Source organism: Loktanella agnita (assembly GCF_046640325.1).
GTDB classification, from domain to species: Bacteria; Pseudomonadota; Alphaproteobacteria; order Rhodobacterales; family Rhodobacteraceae; genus Yoonia; species Yoonia agnita.
Window position 1 is genome coordinate 93,916 of sequence record NZ_JBJMBF010000001.1, and the last position, 15,391, is coordinate 109,306.

At 60.0% G+C, this 15,391-nt stretch carries 16 protein-coding genes; 12 read left to right on the forward strand and 4 right to left on the reverse strand.

Features of this window, described 5'->3' with window-relative positions; genetic code table 11:
• Positions 1-26: 26 nt before the first annotated feature.
• Complete coding sequence (locus ACJ5NV_RS00500) at positions 27-1,811, reverse strand: SLC13 family permease (protein WP_411641937.1); 1,785 nt, start codon at positions 1,809-1,811, stop codon at positions 27-29.
• A gap of 206 nt (positions 1,812-2,017) precedes the next feature.
• Here ACJ5NV_RS00500 and ACJ5NV_RS00505 point away from each other — a divergent pair, with 206 nt between their 5' ends.
• Entirely contained in the window at positions 2,018-2,953 is a 936-nt protein-coding gene (locus ACJ5NV_RS00505) for a HesA/MoeB/ThiF family protein (protein WP_411641436.1), read from the forward strand.
• Positions 2,954-2,992: 39 nt separating this feature from the next.
• Here the strand turns inward: ACJ5NV_RS00505 and ACJ5NV_RS00510 are convergent, their stop codons facing one another.
• Positions 2,993-3,427, reverse strand: coding sequence for an FKBP-type peptidyl-prolyl cis-trans isomerase (locus ACJ5NV_RS00510; RefSeq protein WP_411641438.1), 435 nt, complete (start codon positions 3,425-3,427; stop codon positions 2,993-2,995).
• A 130-nt stretch (positions 3,428-3,557) separates the two neighbouring features.
• On the opposite strand from ACJ5NV_RS00510, the gene ACJ5NV_RS00515 reads away from it, so the two are divergent.
• The 8 genes from ACJ5NV_RS00515 to ACJ5NV_RS00550 all read left to right on the forward strand — a co-directional run bounded on the left by ACJ5NV_RS00515 (position 3,558) and on the right by ACJ5NV_RS00550 (position 11,269).
• Positions 3,558-4,235, forward strand: coding sequence for a haloacid dehalogenase type II (locus tag ACJ5NV_RS00515; RefSeq protein WP_411641439.1), 678 nt, complete (start codon positions 3,558-3,560; stop codon positions 4,233-4,235).
• The gene (locus ACJ5NV_RS00520) at positions 4,235-5,053 is read left to right on the forward strand and encodes an alpha/beta fold hydrolase (RefSeq protein ID WP_411641441.1); all 819 of its coding nucleotides are present in this window, start codon (positions 4,235-4,237) and stop codon (positions 5,051-5,053) included. Before ACJ5NV_RS00515 ends, ACJ5NV_RS00520 begins: the two co-directional genes overlap by 1 nt.
• Positions 5,050-6,021 carry a threonine ammonia-lyase gene (locus tag ACJ5NV_RS00525; RefSeq protein ID WP_411641443.1) on the forward strand — a complete coding sequence of 324 codons (972 nt, stop codon included), beginning with the start codon at positions 5,050-5,052 and terminating at the stop codon, positions 6,019-6,021. The genes ACJ5NV_RS00520 and ACJ5NV_RS00525 overlap by 4 nt, the downstream gene beginning before the upstream one ends.
• The gene (locus ACJ5NV_RS00530; protein WP_411641445.1) at positions 6,018-7,217 is read left to right on the forward strand and encodes an endonuclease/exonuclease/phosphatase family protein; all 1,200 of its coding nucleotides are present in this window, start codon (positions 6,018-6,020) and stop codon (positions 7,215-7,217) included. Before ACJ5NV_RS00525 ends, ACJ5NV_RS00530 begins: the two co-directional genes overlap by 4 nt.
• 161 nt (positions 7,218-7,378) lie before the next feature.
• On the forward strand, positions 7,379-8,164 hold the full coding sequence (gene pcaD, locus ACJ5NV_RS00535; protein ID WP_411641447.1) for a 3-oxoadipate enol-lactonase: 786 nt from the start codon (positions 7,379-7,381) through the stop codon (positions 8,162-8,164).
• Entirely contained in the window at positions 8,157-8,855 is a 699-nt protein-coding gene (locus ACJ5NV_RS00540; protein WP_411641448.1) for an alpha/beta fold hydrolase, read from the forward strand. Before pcaD ends, ACJ5NV_RS00540 begins: the two co-directional genes overlap by 8 nt.
• Complete coding sequence (locus ACJ5NV_RS00545; protein WP_411641938.1) at positions 8,852-10,114, forward strand: TCR/Tet family MFS transporter; 1,263 nt, start codon at positions 8,852-8,854, stop codon at positions 10,112-10,114. The genes ACJ5NV_RS00540 and ACJ5NV_RS00545 overlap by 4 nt, the downstream gene beginning before the upstream one ends.
• Before the next feature lie 75 nt (positions 10,115-10,189).
• Positions 10,190-11,269 (forward strand): zinc-binding dehydrogenase, encoded by a 1,080-nt coding sequence (locus tag ACJ5NV_RS00550; RefSeq protein WP_411641450.1) that lies wholly within the window; start codon positions 10,190-10,192, stop codon positions 11,267-11,269.
• Between the two features lie 35 nt (positions 11,270-11,304).
• Here ACJ5NV_RS00550 and ACJ5NV_RS00555 read toward each other — a convergent pair whose 3' ends face one another.
• Entirely contained in the window at positions 11,305-11,745 is a 441-nt protein-coding gene (locus ACJ5NV_RS00555) for a GNAT family N-acetyltransferase (protein WP_411641452.1), read from the reverse strand.
• 27 nt (positions 11,746-11,772) lie between these two features.
• Between ACJ5NV_RS00555 and ACJ5NV_RS00560 the strand changes: the two genes are divergently transcribed.
• Together ACJ5NV_RS00560 and ACJ5NV_RS00565 are read left to right on the forward strand one after the other, a co-directional pair.
• Positions 11,773-13,005, forward strand: coding sequence for a mandelate racemase/muconate lactonizing enzyme family protein (locus ACJ5NV_RS00560; RefSeq protein ID WP_411641454.1), 1,233 nt, complete (start codon positions 11,773-11,775; stop codon positions 13,003-13,005).
• 251 nt (positions 13,006-13,256) lie between these two features.
• Entirely contained in the window at positions 13,257-14,072 is an 816-nt protein-coding gene (locus ACJ5NV_RS00565) for a hypothetical protein (RefSeq protein ID WP_411641456.1), read from the forward strand.
• Positions 14,073-14,104: 32 nt separating this feature from the next.
• On the opposite strand, the gene ACJ5NV_RS00570 is transcribed toward ACJ5NV_RS00565, so the two are convergent.
• Positions 14,105-14,428 carry a hypothetical protein gene (locus tag ACJ5NV_RS00570; protein ID WP_411641458.1) on the reverse strand — a complete coding sequence of 108 codons (324 nt, stop codon included), beginning with the start codon at positions 14,426-14,428 and terminating at the stop codon, positions 14,105-14,107.
• Positions 14,429-14,608: 180 nt separating this feature from the next.
• Here ACJ5NV_RS00570 and ACJ5NV_RS00575 point away from each other — a divergent pair, with 180 nt between their 5' ends.
• On the forward strand, positions 14,609-15,250 hold the full coding sequence (locus ACJ5NV_RS00575) for a hypothetical protein (protein WP_411641459.1): 642 nt from the start codon (positions 14,609-14,611) through the stop codon (positions 15,248-15,250).
• Positions 15,251-15,391 lie beyond the last annotated feature (141 nt).

Sequence of the window (15,391 nt, forward strand, 5' to 3'; positions counted from 1 at the left end):
CTAAACGCCGCGTTAAGGATCGCCGGTCAGAGCGGAAAGAAGAACTGGATCGCCGTGATCGAGCTGAGCCCGACGAAAATGTTCATCGGCACACCGATCTTGAGGAAATCCAGAAAGGTGTAGTTCCCCGCCCCATAGACCAGCGTGTTCGTCTGGTAGCCGATGGGTGTCGCAAAGCTGGCGCTGGCCGAAAACATCACCGCCACCACAAAGGGCCGCGGGTCCACCTGTAGCTGTTCAGCCAGTGAAATGACGACAGGGGTAAAGATCACAGCCACCGCGTTATTTGTGACCAGTTCGGTCAGCAGCGACCCCAGAAAATAGATCGCGGCCAGCATCAGGATCGGGGGCAGCATGCCCAGAAATGGCGAAACCGTTTCAGCAATTAGCGCAACCGCCCCGGTATGGTCCAACCCTGCCCCAACGATCAGCATCGCAAAGATCAGGATCAGGATAGAGCCATCAATGGATTCCCAAGCCTCGTCATTGTCGATGCAGCGCAGAAGCAGGATTGCAGCGACCCCGATCAGGGCAAGGATGCCGATTGGCATCACATTGAATGCGGCCAGCACCACAATGCCGATCAGCGCAAGGATGGCGACAGGCGCCTGACGCCGCCGATAGGCCCGCCCGATGGGGGCCGTGACTGACACCACATCCCCTCCCCGCGTCAGTTCCTGAAACCCTTCTGCGGTGCCTTCCAGCAGCAGCTTGTCTGCGGGGCGCAGTCGTACGCTGGACAGGTCTGGCCCGGCCACATGCCCCGGTCGGAACGCGCCCAGCACGCGCATCCCGGCCCGCCGCCCCAGCGCCAGATCGGAAATTGAAATGCCAGAGCTGCGCCGCGAGGGTGTGACGATGGCCTCGGCCACGCGAATTTCAGCCTCTGGGTCAAGCTCTACACTGCGCCGCAGTCCCAGACGCAGCCCCGCCTGTTCGGCAAAGGTCAGCAATTCCGATGTGGCGGCCACGACGATCAGCGCGTCACCTTTTTGCAAGATCATTTCGTCCAGGTCAGCCCGTTCAATCCGCCCGCCCCGGCGGATGCCGGTCACCCGAACGCCGGAGCGTTGAAAATCACCGATCTGTGCAAGTGGCTGACCGATTTGCGCGTAATCGGCCTGCACCGTGACCTCTGACAGAAACGCGGTTTCGCGCGGTTCCCCCGCCCCGTCTTTGGGCGCGCGCGCGGGCAAAAGCCGTGGCCCCAGTACTAGCATCACCAGCCCGCCCACAAGGGCCGCGCAGATGCCAACCGGTGCGATCTCAAAAATGGAAAACCCTGCGATCCCGTTTTCCCGCGCAACCCCATCGACGAGCAGATTGGTCGAGGTGCCGATCAGCGTGCAGGTCCCGCCAAGGATCGCCGCATAGGACAGCGGGATCAGCAGCCGTGTCGGCGCGAGCCCCAGACTGGTGGCAAGCCGGATCACAATCGGGATCAGCACCAGCACGACAGGCGTGTTGTTCATAAAGGCGGATGCGGCAATGGTGGCAAAGACAAAGACCCCGATGGCCAGCACAGGCCGCTGTTCAGCCCGCCCGATCACCAGATCCGCCAGTGCGTCCAGCACACCGGTTCGGACCAGCGCGCCCGAGACCACGAACATTGCCGCGATAGTGATCGGTGCTGAATTGGAAAAGACCGCCATCACATCATCCTGCGGCACAAGCCCCAACACGATAAACAACGCCGCCGCGCCGGTGGCCGTGACCTCTGGCGGGTATTTTTCGATGGCAAATGCCGCAAAAAGAAGGATCAGGATGATGATCGCAAGAACGGGTTCGCTAACCCCTGTAAGCGCCGTCATCATGACATGTCCTTTGACCTGAATGCTGTGGCACCGGAAATTCCGCCGGAGCAGTGGGGAAACTGTGCAGCATGTAAATAGTTCCGTGGAATCACGATCCCGACCTACTCAACGGCGTGACCGATTCCATTGCCAGCGTGAGAGAATCCTTTACGGAACAGTTCAGTGCGGCAATCATCAGCGCAGACATTTGGAAAGGACAGTCATTGGACCAGCACGCCCCCTATCGGATCGACGGTATTTTCGACGCCGCGTTATATCGCCAACGCACGCAACGCAGCGAGGTGTTCCTTGGGTTGGACCGGGCGCAGATGCAGGTTTCACAGGGAAAGATCGCGCAGGCGACCGTGGGCATTGCCGGGTTGGGTGGCGTGGGCGGCGGCGTTGCGATGTTGCTGGCGCGTCTGGGGGTGCGCCATTTGAAAATAGCCGACCCGGATGCATTCGATATCTCGAATATAAACCGTCAGCTTGGGGCGTCAGCTGCGACTGTCGGCCAAAGCAAGGCCCGCGTGATCGCAGAGATGATCCATGAAACCACCCCAGATGTGACGCTTGACGTTTACCCGGCAGGTCTGTCTGTCGCGAATGCACCGGACTTCGTGGCCGATTGCGATTTACTGATCGATTGTATTGATTTTTATACCATCGCAGAGCGCTACGCCCTGCATAAGGCGTTTCGCACCAATGGGCGCTGCAAGGGCTGCCTGTCATCCAAGATGGTTGGCTACGGGGCGAACCTATATTTGTTCACACCCGACGGGCTGACACTGGAAGACTTCTATGGGATCGCCCCGGACGCCGAAATTGACGCCGCCCTGAGCGACCGATTGGTCCGTTTGCAGGCTGCCGTATTGCCCCGCTTTCCCGATTTGCCGGTGATTTATGAATGGATGCAAGAGAATGACGCCGCCCCGATGATGGCGGTTGCCCCCCCGCTGACCCATTATCTGATCGGGTCACGTGCCGCACTGATGCTTGCCGGGCTGGATCACCCGCCCTTTTGCGCAGAATTGCCGCCGATGCCGCATTATCTTTGGATCGACGCAACCCGGATGCAATGCGAAGTGTATCAGTTTGATGGCAATTTCGCGAACCAAGGTGAATTCGAACGCCACTTTGGCGACGCCCAACCCGGTTGATACTGCTCCGTTGATGCGGGCGCTGTGTCAGCGCCTGTGTCAGGCCGCATCGATCCCCATGATCTCAATCGCGAAGATCAGGTCTTGGTCGGCCAGCGGGTGGTTCGCGTCGAGTGTGACGCTTTCCTCGGTCACTTCGGCCACGGTGACCTGTATCACTTGGCCTTGCGGGGTCTGCATCTGGAGCTGGGTGCCAAGTTCCAGCGGGATGTTGTCGGGGATTTCCGAACGGGGCACGGATTGCCGCGCATCGGGGTTGCTGCTGCCATAGGCCTGCGCGCAGGGGACTTCGACCGTTTTCTTGTCGCCGACGGCCATGCCGGGGATCGCCGTATCAAGCCCGGGGATGATCTGACCAGAGCCGACCACGAATTCCAGTGGGTCGCGCCCTTCGGAACTGTCGAAAGTGTCCCCGGTTTTCAGTGTCCCCACATAGTTGATCCGTACCGTATCGCCTGCTTTTGCCTGGCTCATCTGGGCCCTCTTTCTCTTCCATCCTTGGTTGCGGCGCACGCTATGCGCCATGCCTTTCCATTGCAATCGCCTTTGCCTCTTTTCCCTGCCGTTTTCGCATGACACGATGCAACAGCAAGCGGAGGGGCAAATGCCGATCACCACATGTGTTTTTGATGCCTATGGGACCTTGTTCGATGTGAATGCAGCGGCAGCACAAGCCGCGCAGGAGCCGGCCCATGCGGCGCTGGCCAAGGTCTGGCCTGCCCTAGCCCGTGACTGGCGGTTAAAGCAGCTGCAATATACGTGGCTGCGCGCAGTGGCCGGGCGGCACTGCGATTTCTGGCGGGTCACGCAGGACGGGCTGGATTGGGCGATGGAAGCGCAAGGAATTGCGGATGAGCCGACCCGCGCCCGATTGCTGGAATTATATTGGGAATTGGCCGCTTATCCAGAGGTCCCTGCGATGTTGCAGGCGCTGAAAGCCCGCGGGTTGGCGACCGCGATCCTGTCGAACGGATCGCCGGATATGCTGGATGGCGCGGTCCGCTCTGCCGGGATCACTGATCGGCTGGATGCGGTTTTATCGGTTGAAGACGTGGGTATCTTCAAGCCTGATGATCGGGTTTATGATCTGGTTGGCGCGCGGTTTGGCTGCGCCCGGTCCGAGGTGTTGTTCGTGTCCTCCAATGGTTGGGATGCAGCGGGCGCAGCCGGGTATGGGTTTGAAACGGTCTGGGTGAACCGTGGCGGCGAGCCGGTGGATCGGCTTTATGCGACCCCGACCCATGTGCTGCCTGACCTGACCAAAATACCGGAGCTTGTCTGATGCCCGATTATACCGCCGGTGACGGCACCCGTTTGCACTATGTGGATCAAGGCGACGGTCTGCCCGTGATCGCGCTGGCGGGGTTGACCCGGAATGCCGCTGATTTCGATCACGTGGCCCCGCATTTGCCTGTCCGCCTGATCCGCCCCGATTACCGGGGGCGCGGCCAATCGGATTGGGCCGATTATCGCACCTATACCATCCCGGTTGAGGCGCAGGATGTGCTGGCGTTGATGGATCATCTGGGTTTGGACAAGGCCGCGATCCTTGGCACCTCGCGCGGTGGGTTGATTGCGATGATGCTGGCCGCCACGGCCAAGGACCGCCTGCTGGGCGTGGCGTTGAACGATATCGGACCTGAGATTGCCCCGGAAGGTCTTGAGATCATCAAGAATTACATTGGCCGCAAACCAGCACAGGATACCTATGCCGAAGCTGCCGCGTTCCGGGATCGCAACTGGGTGCATTTCAAAGGCGTGCCGATGGACCGCTGGCTGGCAGAGGTCGCCGCCCATTATGAGGAAACCCCGGAGGGGCTGATTGTGCGGTACGATCCCAAGCTGCGCGATGCGGTGCTGGAAGCGGGCGCGCAGCCTGCCCCTGATCTATGGCCCCTGTTTGATGCGTTGCACGGGCTGCCGCTGGCGCTGATCCGGGGGGCGAATTCCGATCTGCTGAGCGTGGCGACTGCCGACAAGATGGCCGAACGCCGCCCGGATATGATCCGTGTGGACGTGCCGGGCCGTGGCCATGTGCCGTTTCTGGATGAACCGCAGGCGCTGGACGCGCTGCATCAATGGCTGGAGAGACTAAAATGAATATCGAGATGATCCGCGCGGCGGCGAAACGGCTGGAAGGCCATGCAAGGCGCACGCCGATCCTGACCTCGCCCTTTCTGGACGAGATCGCTGGCCGCCGGGTCTTTGTGAAACCCGAATGCCTGCAACATACCGGATCGTTCAAGTTTCGCGGCGGCTGGTCGGCGGTGTCTGCGCTGGAGCCGGAGGCGCGCAAGGCCGGTGTGATCGCCTTTTCCAGCGGCAACCACGCGCAGGGTGTGGCGCTGGCGGCCCGCGAGCATGGCGCGCCTGCCGTCATCGTGATGCCCGCCGACGCCCCGGCGATTAAGATCGCCAACACTCGCGCACTGGGGGCAGAGGTTGTGCTGTATGACCGCGCGACAGAGGATCGCGATGAGATCGGTGCGCGTCTGGCCACCGCGCGCGGCCTGACGCTGATCAAGCCGTTTGATGAGCCGCAGGTGATTGCCGGGCAAGGCACATGTGGTCTGGAAATCGCCGCCGATATGCAGGCGACTGGCGTCACACAGGCCGATGTGGCCGTGTGCTGTGGTGGTGGCGGTCTGACCTCTGGCATTGCGCTTGCTTTGGCTGCGGATGCGCCGGGTCTGCGTGTCCGCCCTGTGGAACCGGAAGGGTTTGACGATGTCACCCGGTCGCTGGCCAGCGGCCAGATCATGCGCAATGACCGCCTGTCCGGGTCGCTTTGCGATGCCATCATCACACCGCAACCCGGTGACATCACCTTTCCGATTATGCAGGAACACTGCGGACCGGGTGTGGTGGTCAGCGAAGATGACTGCCTGCGCGCGGTCAGGCTGGCGTTTGAGCGGCTGAAAATCGTGGTGGAACCCGGCGGGGCGGCAGCGCTGGCCGCAGCGCTGTTTCACCCCGACGCATTTGCAGGTGACGCTGTGATCGCGGTTGCGACCGGCGGCAATGTGGACCCGGAGGTTTTCATCAAAGCACTGGAGACAACAGATTGACCCGTTTCACGATTGCCAGTTTCAACGTTAAAAATCTGATCGAGGCGGATCAGGAATATTATAAATTCGAACACTACACGCCGGAAGAATACGCGTGGAAACGTGCTTGGCTGGCTGATCAGCTGCTGACAATGAACGCCGATATTGTCTGTTTTCAGGAAATCTTCAGCGAAGCCGCCCTGCGTGATGTAGTGATCGAAACCGATGAATTGGGACAGGCCGCGAATGAGGCGAATATCCCGCATCGGTCCAAAGGCTATGCCCGCAAGGCGATTTTCCGCAAGCTGGCCTATGAGCCTTATACCGAATCCGCGCTGGCCTATGCGCCGAACCTGTTTGACGGGGGGCCGGGTGATCGCCGCCCCGGTGTCGCGATCCTGTCCCGCTTTGGTTTCGCGGGTGCCCCGGAAATCATTCAGGAATTGCCCAAACCGCTCGCCATTCCCTTTACCGATCTGGATGGCGATGAGGGCGGGCATTATCGGATCAAACGCCTGAGCCGTCCGATCCTGAAGGTCCGTGTCCCGATTGGCGATACGGTCGTCACGGTGTTCAATTGCCACCTGAAATCCAAGCTGGGCGAGCTCCCCCGGCCTGAGGGTGCCGCCTTTCCGCCTGCGGCTGATCTGGTGAATTACGATCCTGCCGCCCGCGCCATGGGTTCGCTGCGCGCCGGGCTGCGCCGCATGGCAGAGGCTTGGGTGTTGCGTCAGGCGGTTTTGGAAGAGCTGGAGGCAGGCAAGCCGGTGATGGTACTGGGGGATTTCAACGATAGCGAACATGCTGTCAGCTCTGAAATTATCAGTGGCGAGACACCGTTTCGCAACTATGCTTGGATGCGCCGCCACGACGCCGAAACACGGCGGGATCGCTACACGGACGCCGAAAATGAGATCATTCAGGAAAAGATCGACCGGGTCCGTCTGCATTCTGCCGAAAAGCTGTTCGTGCGCAAATCACTGCGCGACATGGTCTATACATCGGCCTTTGGCGGCGTGTTCGAAAGCATCGACCAGATCCTGATGTCGCGCCATTTCCACCCGGATTATGCCAGAAAAATCGGGGAGATGGAGTATTTCAGCGTGTTGAATGATCACCTGACTGATGGGTCACATCCAGAGGCCCCTTATAACAAGCTTGCCTCGGATCATGGGCAGATCGTGGCGCATATGGCCATTGGTGAACCGGATGCGTGAACCTGTCCAAAAGGATAGGTTGAAGGGAATCGCTAATATTACCTTTCTATCACGCGGGAGGGTTGTCTGCGATTGCTTCGGTTTGATCGCGACAACAAGTGAGAGCCGCGCGGGGGAACGCCCCCTTAGCGCGGCTTGATCTTTGTACAGGGAAAGACATCATGAAAATTCAAAACAACGGAATTGATCTGCATATGCAGGTCGATGGGCCAGACGACGCGCCTGCGGTGGTGTTTTCCAACTCTTTGGGGACAACCCTGCATCTGTGGGACCCGATCCTGCCGTATCTGCCAGAGGGGCTGCGGATTATCCGCTATGATATGCGCGGCCATGGGGTATCTGACGTGCCGGAACCGCCCTATACGATGGGTCAGCTGGTCAGCGATGCCGAGGCGGTTTGCGATGCAGCCGGTGTCCGCGATGCGATGTTTGTGGGCCTGTCGGTTGGCGGGATGATCGCGCAGGGGCTGGCCGTCAAACGCCCTGACCTGATCCGCGCGCTAGTCCTGTCCAACACTGCGGCCAAAATCGGCAACCCCGCCCTATGGGACGACCGGATCAACGCGGTCAAGACACATGGGCTGGCCGGGATCGCTGATGCGGTGCTGGAACGCTGGTTCGGCAGCGATTTCCGCGCCTCTTCCGCGTTGCCGCACTGGCGTCAGATGCTGATCGACACGCCGCAGGCAGGTTATATCGGGGTGTGTGCGGCGATTGCAGGCACGGATTTCTACACCCCCACCAGCGGGCTGCGCATTCCGACCCTGGGCATCGCCGGATCAGAGGATGGGTCCACCCCGCCAGATCTTGTGCGCGAAACCGTCGACCTGATCCCGGGATCGCAGTTCACGCTGATGCGCCGTGCTGGCCATTTGCCCTGCGTCGAGGACCCACAGGCGTTTGCCGCCCTGCTGAACCGCTTTCTGACAGATACCGGCCATGTCTGAATTCCTGCTGGTCCACGGATCGTGCCACGGGGCATGGTGCTGGGATGATCTGACCCCGCATTTACAAGCCGCAGGCCACACCGCCCGCGCCATTGATCTGCCCGGCCACGGGCAGGATCAGACCCCGCCGCAGGATGTGACGCTGGATCTTTATGCCCGTGCCATTGTCGACGCGATCACTGATCCGGTGGTGCTGGTCGGCCATTCCATGGCGGGCTACCCGATCACCGCAGCGGCCAATCTGGCACCCGAAAAGATCAGCAAGCTGATCTATCTGTGTGCTTATGTACCGATGGCCGGAAAATCACTGGCTGACATGCGCCGGATGGCCCCATCGCAGCCCTTGCTAGAGGCGGTGGTGGTTGACGACGACCGGGTGACATTTCACGTCGATCCATCCAAAGCGGTGGACAAATTCTATCACGATGTGGCCCCGGACCGGGCGGCATGGGCGGTCTCGAACCTCTGCCCGCAACCGATCCTGCCGCAGGAAACCGCGATGACGCCCGCCCATGACCTGCCCCGCCATTATATCCGGTGCAGCGACGACCGGACGATCCCGCCCGCCTTTCAGGTCACCATGACGGAAAACTGGACCGCTGGCAGTGTCACCACACTGCCCACATCGCATTCGCCGTTTCTGAGCGATCCGAGGGGACTGGCGGCAGAACTGATCGCCGCGGCCCAATAAGGGACTGGTCCCGTCACGCGGGTCAGTCTAACCCTATGCGAATGAACAACCGCCTGCCTGTGATCTTTATTCTTGTGACGGTGGTGCTTGATGCCATGGGGGTCGGGCTGATCCTGCCTGTGATGCCCGATCTGATCCAGCAGGTCGAAGGTCAGGGGCTGGCGGATGCGGCACTCTGGGGCGGGATGCTCGCCACGATCTTTGCCGCGATGCAGTTCCTATTCGGGCCGACGGTGGGCAATCTGTCAGACCGATTTGGCCGCCGCCCTGTGCTGCTGATCTCACTGGTGATCATGGCGTTTGACTATGTGCTGATGGCACTGGCGCATACGATCTGGCTGTTGATCATCGGGCGGGTGATCGGCGGCATTACGGCGGCGACGCAATCGACCTCGGCCGCTTATATGGCCGATATTTCCAAGCCAGAGGAGAAAGCCGCAAACTTTGGGCTGATTGGCGCAGCCTTTGGCGTGGGCTTTGTATTGGGGCCGCTCTTGGGCGGGGTGCTGGCCGAATATGGCACCCGCGCGCCATTCTGGGCCGCCGCAGGACTGGCCGCAGCCAATGCGGTGTTCGGATATTACGTGCTGCCCGAAACGGTCACCGACCGTATCCGCCGACCGTTCGCGTGGCGACGGGCCAACCCGCTGGGTGCGTTTCGCAATATTGGCGCCTTGCCGGGACTGAAGCGGCTGATGGTGATCACTTTCGTCTACAGCGTCGCGTTTTTCGTCTATCCCGGTGTCTGGGCCTATTTCGGGGCGGAACGGTTTGGGTGGAGCCCGCGGATGATTGGCCTGTCGCTCGGCCTTTTCGGGATTTCGATTGCGGTGGTGCAAGGGCTGCTGATCAAACCGATCCTGCATTGGATGGGCGAGCGCAATGCGGTGATCGCAGGCATGGCGATTGATGTACTGGCCTTTGTGCTGCTGGGTCTTGTCACGCAAGGATGGATCGCCCTTGCGTTGACGCCGCTGACCGCGCTTGGCTCCATCGCGGGCCCTGCCCTGCAGGGGATCATGTCGCGCACCGCGTCGGACGATCAGCAAGGGGAATTGCAGGGGACGGTGACCTCGATCAATGCGGTGGCGACGATTGTCGCGCCATTGGTTGTGACGCAGACCTTCTGGTATTTCACCGCGCCCGAAAACCCCTATTACCTGCCCGGCGCGCCTTTCCTTCTGTCGGCGCTGCTGACGGTGTTCTGTATTGTGGTTTTTATGCAAACGCCCCGGCCAAAGCGCGCACGGATCGCGTAACGTCATAACCTGGCTTGCAGTACAGCCCCTCGGATGGAACATCTGTGGTCAGGACACCTTATGCAGGACAACACCATGCCCCAGATCAAAGCCGCCATCTGCCACGCATTCGGCGAACCGCTGACCATCGAAACGGTGACCCTTGCGGCACCTGACACGGGTCAGATCGAGGTCACGCTGAAAGCCTGCGCGATCTGTCATTCGGATATTTCCTATATGGACGGCGCATGGGGTGGCGTGCTGCCAGCGGTCTACGGGCACGAGGCAGCAGGTCACGTATCCGCCGTTGGCGACGGAGTGCGCGGGCTGCAACTGGGCGATCCGGTGGTGGTCACACTGATCCGCGCCTGCGGCACCTGCCCATCCTGCGCCGGAGGCAAACCTGTAGCCTGCGAAACCGGGTTTGAAGGCAGCCCGCTCAGCCGTACGGACGGGACGCCGGTACATCAGGCGATGTACACAGGCGGCTTTGCGGAACGGGTCGTTGTGGATCAAAGTCAGGTGGTCAAACTGTCCGACACAATCGCGATGGAAACCGCCGCTCTGCTGGCCTGTGGGGTGATCACCGGCGTGGGCGCTGTGGTGAACGCCGCACATTTGCGCGCCGGGCAGGACGTTGTGGTGATCGGCGCAGGCGGCGTGGGACTGAACGCCATTCAGGGGGCCCGGATTGCCGGGGCCCGCCGGATCGTGGCGGTTGACATGACCGAAGAAAAGCTGGCCATCGCCAAGGAATTTGGTGCGACTGATGTGGTGCTTGCCACCGATGAAAAGCCGTGGCGTGCGGCAAAGGCAGCAACGGGTCGGGGGGCGGATGCGGTCTTTGTCACCGTCGGCGCGATCCCCGCCTATGATCAGGCCCCCCGCTATCTGGCCAGCGGCGGCAAAGTGATCATGGTCGGCATGCCCCATTCGGGCGGCATGTCCAGCTATGAACCTGTGATGCTTGCGGCAACAGGGCAAGGCATGGTCGGGTCAAAGATGGGCGATGTGGTGATTTCGCGCGATATTCCATGGATGATCGACCTTTATGAGCAAGGGCGGCTGAAACTGGACGAACTCATCTCGGGCCGCTGGACGCTGGCGCAGATCAACGAGGCGATTACCGATACCCGCACCGGATCAGCGAAGCGCAATGTGATTGTGTTCGACTGACAGACGCCACGTCGTAAGGTGTATCTGGATCCACCTTACATATCCATCGCGCCGTCCCAGTCATAGACGACAATGCCATCCGTTTCCCTCGCAGCAAGCGATCGGTAGAGCGCGCAGGCGGCGTGATTATCGGCTTCGGTCGCCAGCCAGATGCCTTGGCATCCGCGCGCGCGGGCAACCGCCATCAGTTCCGCGCAGAGCCGCCCCGCGATCCCGCGCCGCTGATACGCCTCTCGTACCCCGACCTCGTTGATAAAAAAGGCGGGCGGCTTGTCCGGGTGCAGCATGATTTGCCCGGATGCCATGCCGACCGCCTCTGCCCCCGCATGGGCGAGGATGGTTTCATGATACGGGTCCTGCAAAAACGCCTGCGCCTGCGCGGGTAGGATCGCATTGTCAAACAGCCCTTTGCCGACCGCCAGCAGCAAATCCAGATCATCTGGACCTAAGTGTCGAAAGCTGATTGTGTCGCGCATGACTGCCCCCTGACGACAGGTTCGCCCATGAAGCTCGCCGATCTTGACATCATTGTCACCGCCCCGCCTGCCCCCGGCTGGGGTGGGCGTTACTGGATCATTCCCAAAATCACGACCGATACCGGCATCGTGGGTTATGGGGAGTGTTATGCATCCTCCATCGGGCCAGATGCAATGAAAGCGGTGATCCGTGATGTCTTCGCCCGCCACATGGCAGGTGAAAACCCCGAAAATATCGAACTGATGTTCCGCCGGATTTATTCCGCCGGGTTCACGCAGCGCCCTGATCTGACAGTGATGGGCGCGTGGTCGGGTCTGGAGATCGCCTGCTGGGATATTCTTGGCAAGGATCGTGACCGCCCTGTACATGCGTTGATCGGGGGCCGGATCAATGATCGTATCCGCGCCTATACCTATCTGTATCCCCGGCCCTCCCATCCTTTGCCGGATTTTTGGGCCAGCCCGGAAATGGCCGCTGAAGTGGCGCTGGATATGGTGGAAAAGGGCTATACAGCCGTGAAGTTCGATCCGGCTGGCCCTTATACGATACGCGGCGGGCATATGCCCTCTATGCATGATATTTCGCTTTCAGTCGCTTTTTGCGAAGCCATCCGCGACGCTGTGGGTGATCGCGCTGATCTGCTTTTTGGCACCCATGGCCAGTTCAGCACCGCAGGGGCGATCCGGCTGGGTAAGGCGTTAGAGGCTTACAGTCCGCTGTGGTACGAAGAACCGATCCCGCCGGATAATATCGCTGAAATGGCAAAGGTTGCCGGGGCGGTGCATATCCCCATCGCCACCGGTGAGCGCCTGACCACCAAGGCCGAATTTGCCCCCATCCTGCGCGCCGGTGCCGCCAGTATCCTGCAACCCGCACTGGGCCGTGCGGGCGGCATCTGGGAGGTCAAGAAAATCGCCGCCATGGCCGAGGTCTATAACGCGCAAATCGCCCCGCATTTATACGCAGGCCCGGTGGAATGGGCCGCAAATGTGCAGCTTGCGGCGTCGATCCCGAATATCCTGATGGCGGAAACGATTGAGACCCCGTTTCATCACGACCTGATCAAAGGCACGATCACGGTCGCGGATGGCTATATCCCCGTGCCCACCGCCCCCGGCCTTGGCATTGATTTCGACGAAGACCTCGCCCGTGCGCATCCCTACGAAGGCGACGGGCTGCATCTGGAAATGCAAGAAGCCCCGATTGGCTATCATGGCGTGAATAATTTTGCAGGCGGCGCGCCGGTGAAGATGGGGTAGTTGCGCGCATAATGAATGCTAGCATCCCGGAAAACGCAGTCGGCGCATAGTATTTGCGGCGGGATTTCGTGAGGGATGCGTTGAAGTGGAATATTGTCTGCTGCTGAGAAGCTCAGCGGTCTTGTCAAAAGCGCGAACCCGGTCAGATTATTCCAACTCTGACATAAGGTCCTGAGGGGCGCTCTATACGCTTGCATCGGCGACAGTGAATATGGTTTGGTCACCCTGTGTAGTGTTTAGGTTGTAAGTTGATGGTCAAGGTTAGCATTTCGCATGAGAGCGTTTCAGACGCTAATTTTCTGATTTATTCCTTGGCTGCACTCTGGCGTGAACGCGGTATTACCGTGGAAATCGGGCAGGATTTCGCATCCGATGCCGATCTTGGTATTCTGCACCACAACTACACACGCCTGAACCCGTCAGATATTCCGCCTGCACCTGATGGTGTGAAAATTCTGAATGGCACCGTCTTGGACATATCCAAACGAAACTATTCAGAGCTGATGCTAGGCCCCTCTGATGATTGGGACGGGCCGGTGATCGTCAAAACCAACGACAACCACTTTGGCGCACCTGATCAAGCTGGCGTATCCCGTAGTCTGTGGCGCAAGGCCCAGAAACGTCTTGCGCGCCATCACTGGAAAATTGCGCGCCATCTGCCGCATAAGCAATATCCCGTGCTGGACACCCTGCGTGACGTACCCGACTGGGTTTGGCAGCGTGAGGACCTGCTGGTTGAGCGGTTCCTGCCAGAGCGTGAAGGGGATCTTTATGCGATCCGGGGTTGGATATTCTTTGGGGCCGCTAGCTACGGATACCGCATGTATGCGACCGATCCTGCGGTCAAAGTGAAATCAATTGTCCGACACGATTACATTTACGACGTCCCGCCAGAGCTTGAAGCCGCGCGGCAGCGGATGGGGTTCGACTATGGCAAGTTCGACTATGTGATCCACGACGGTCGCGCCATCTTGTTTGACGCCAATAAAACACCCACCTTTGCCGGTGACCCGAAATCAGAACGCATCCGTGCCTTGGCCGATGCCGTGACCGGGTTTCTGCCATGAACCCGCTTGCCCCTGTCGTGCCGACCGACCAGCTATTGCCCGCCAATGCGGCCTTTATGGCGCGCAGTGACCTGCATCAGACCAGAATGCTGGGCTATACCTCTTTGAATGTTGATGCTGTCACAACGCTTTTGCTCGGATTGCTGGAGGATCGTGCAACAATCCGGCATCTCAGCTGTGCAACAGACGATATCCTGACATGTCTTGGTGATGCCGGTTTGCAGATCACCGAGGAGATGCATCGGTTCGAAACCGGCGCAGAGGCCGAAGCGATTGCAGACCGTCTGATCGCGCAGGGCAAGCAGCTTTTCTGGCCCTACCCCTTGCGTGAAGGCCGTTTCGCCGATGCCGCTCATCTGGTTCCGCCTGCGCTTTGGGCCCGCTTGAACAGCAAGGAGCGCCTATCCGACCTTGCCCCTGCGGAGGCGTTGCCCGTACGCAGGGTGATCTCTGTTGCTGATCTGGGGCCTGACCTGCCCGACCGCCCTGTGTTCCTCAAGGCTGCGGGGACGGACGCCACCGGCTGGGGGTATGCTGTGCGCCATGTGCAAAGTGATGATGACATGCGTGCGGCGCGGACCCATTTTGAGACCAAAAATGTGGACCGTATCCTTGTTGAAGAAGCCGTCGATGTTTCTGTTTGCTGGTGCGCCAATTTGGGGGTCACCGATGATGGCGTGACTTATCTGGGCGCCGCAGAGCAGTTATTTGCAGCCCCCGCGCGACAGGCAGGCAGCATGATTGATCCTGCCGTCGCCTTTCCCGCAGCAGGAATCGCGCTGGCGACAAAGATTACCGAAACCGCCCGGCAACAGGGCTTTCGTGGTATATGCGGCCTGGATATTGGCATTTCGCCCGATGGTCGCCTGACGGTGTTTGACCCGAACTTTCGTTTCAATTCCTCCACGCCGCAGGTGATGCTTCATCCCGCCGCCGCAGCGCGCAGCGGTTTGCCTGTTAGCCTGTCCTTTGGCGGGCAGTCGACCAGAGCCATGGCTGAGATCATATCCTGCATCAAAGACCCGATTGCGGATGGCTGGTTTGTTCCGACGCGCCTGCTGGATGCTGCATTATTGCCCGCAGCTGAGGGCCAAAGCCGTGTCACAGGTTTTGTTTTGGGCGCGTCCCGCGACGCGGCCCATGCCCGTGCGACTGCACTTGCTGAGCTTTTAGCATAGCGCGATCCGGGGCTACGGCGTTTCGATTTTAACTTGAGGCATCGGGCATCACAAATTGCGTTCGACCGATAGGGAGAGGTAGCGAATTGTGATTCTAGTAAAAATCGAAGTGCTTTAGTGTCGCTTTTTCACAGCCACACC

Excerpts from the sequence above, each read along its gene's own strand:
- ACJ5NV_RS00500 (WP_411641937.1), bottom strand. The coding sequence starts at position 1,811 with ATGACGGCGCTTACAGGGGTTAGCGAACCCGTTCTTGCGATCATCATC.
- ACJ5NV_RS00510 (WP_411641438.1), bottom strand. The coding sequence starts at position 3,427 with ATGAGCCAGGCAAAAGCAGGCGATACGGTACGGATCAACTATGTGGGG.
- ACJ5NV_RS00515 (WP_411641439.1), top strand. The coding sequence starts at position 3,558 with ATGCCGATCACCACATGTGTTTTTGATGCCTATGGGACCTTGTTCGAT.
- ACJ5NV_RS00520 (WP_411641441.1), top strand. The coding sequence starts at position 4,235 with ATGCCCGATTATACCGCCGGTGACGGCACCCGTTTGCACTATGTGGAT.
- ACJ5NV_RS00525 (WP_411641443.1), top strand. The coding sequence starts at position 5,050 with ATGAATATCGAGATGATCCGCGCGGCGGCGAAACGGCTGGAAGGCCAT.
- pcaD (WP_411641447.1), top strand. The coding sequence starts at position 7,379 with ATGAAAATTCAAAACAACGGAATTGATCTGCATATGCAGGTCGATGGG.
- ACJ5NV_RS00540 (WP_411641448.1), top strand. The coding sequence starts at position 8,157 with ATGTCTGAATTCCTGCTGGTCCACGGATCGTGCCACGGGGCATGGTGC.
- ACJ5NV_RS00550 (WP_411641450.1), top strand. The coding sequence starts at position 10,190 with ATGCCCCAGATCAAAGCCGCCATCTGCCACGCATTCGGCGAACCGCTG.
- ACJ5NV_RS00555 (WP_411641452.1), bottom strand. The coding sequence starts at position 11,745 with ATGCGCGACACAATCAGCTTTCGACACTTAGGTCCAGATGATCTGGAT.
- ACJ5NV_RS00560 (WP_411641454.1), top strand. The coding sequence starts at position 11,773 with ATGAAGCTCGCCGATCTTGACATCATTGTCACCGCCCCGCCTGCCCCC.
- ACJ5NV_RS00565 (WP_411641456.1), top strand. The coding sequence starts at position 13,257 with ATGGTCAAGGTTAGCATTTCGCATGAGAGCGTTTCAGACGCTAATTTT.
- ACJ5NV_RS00570 (WP_411641458.1), bottom strand. The coding sequence starts at position 14,428 with ATGAGCGGCATCGGCGAAACGGCCTTCACGCAAGGGGTAGGGCCAGAA.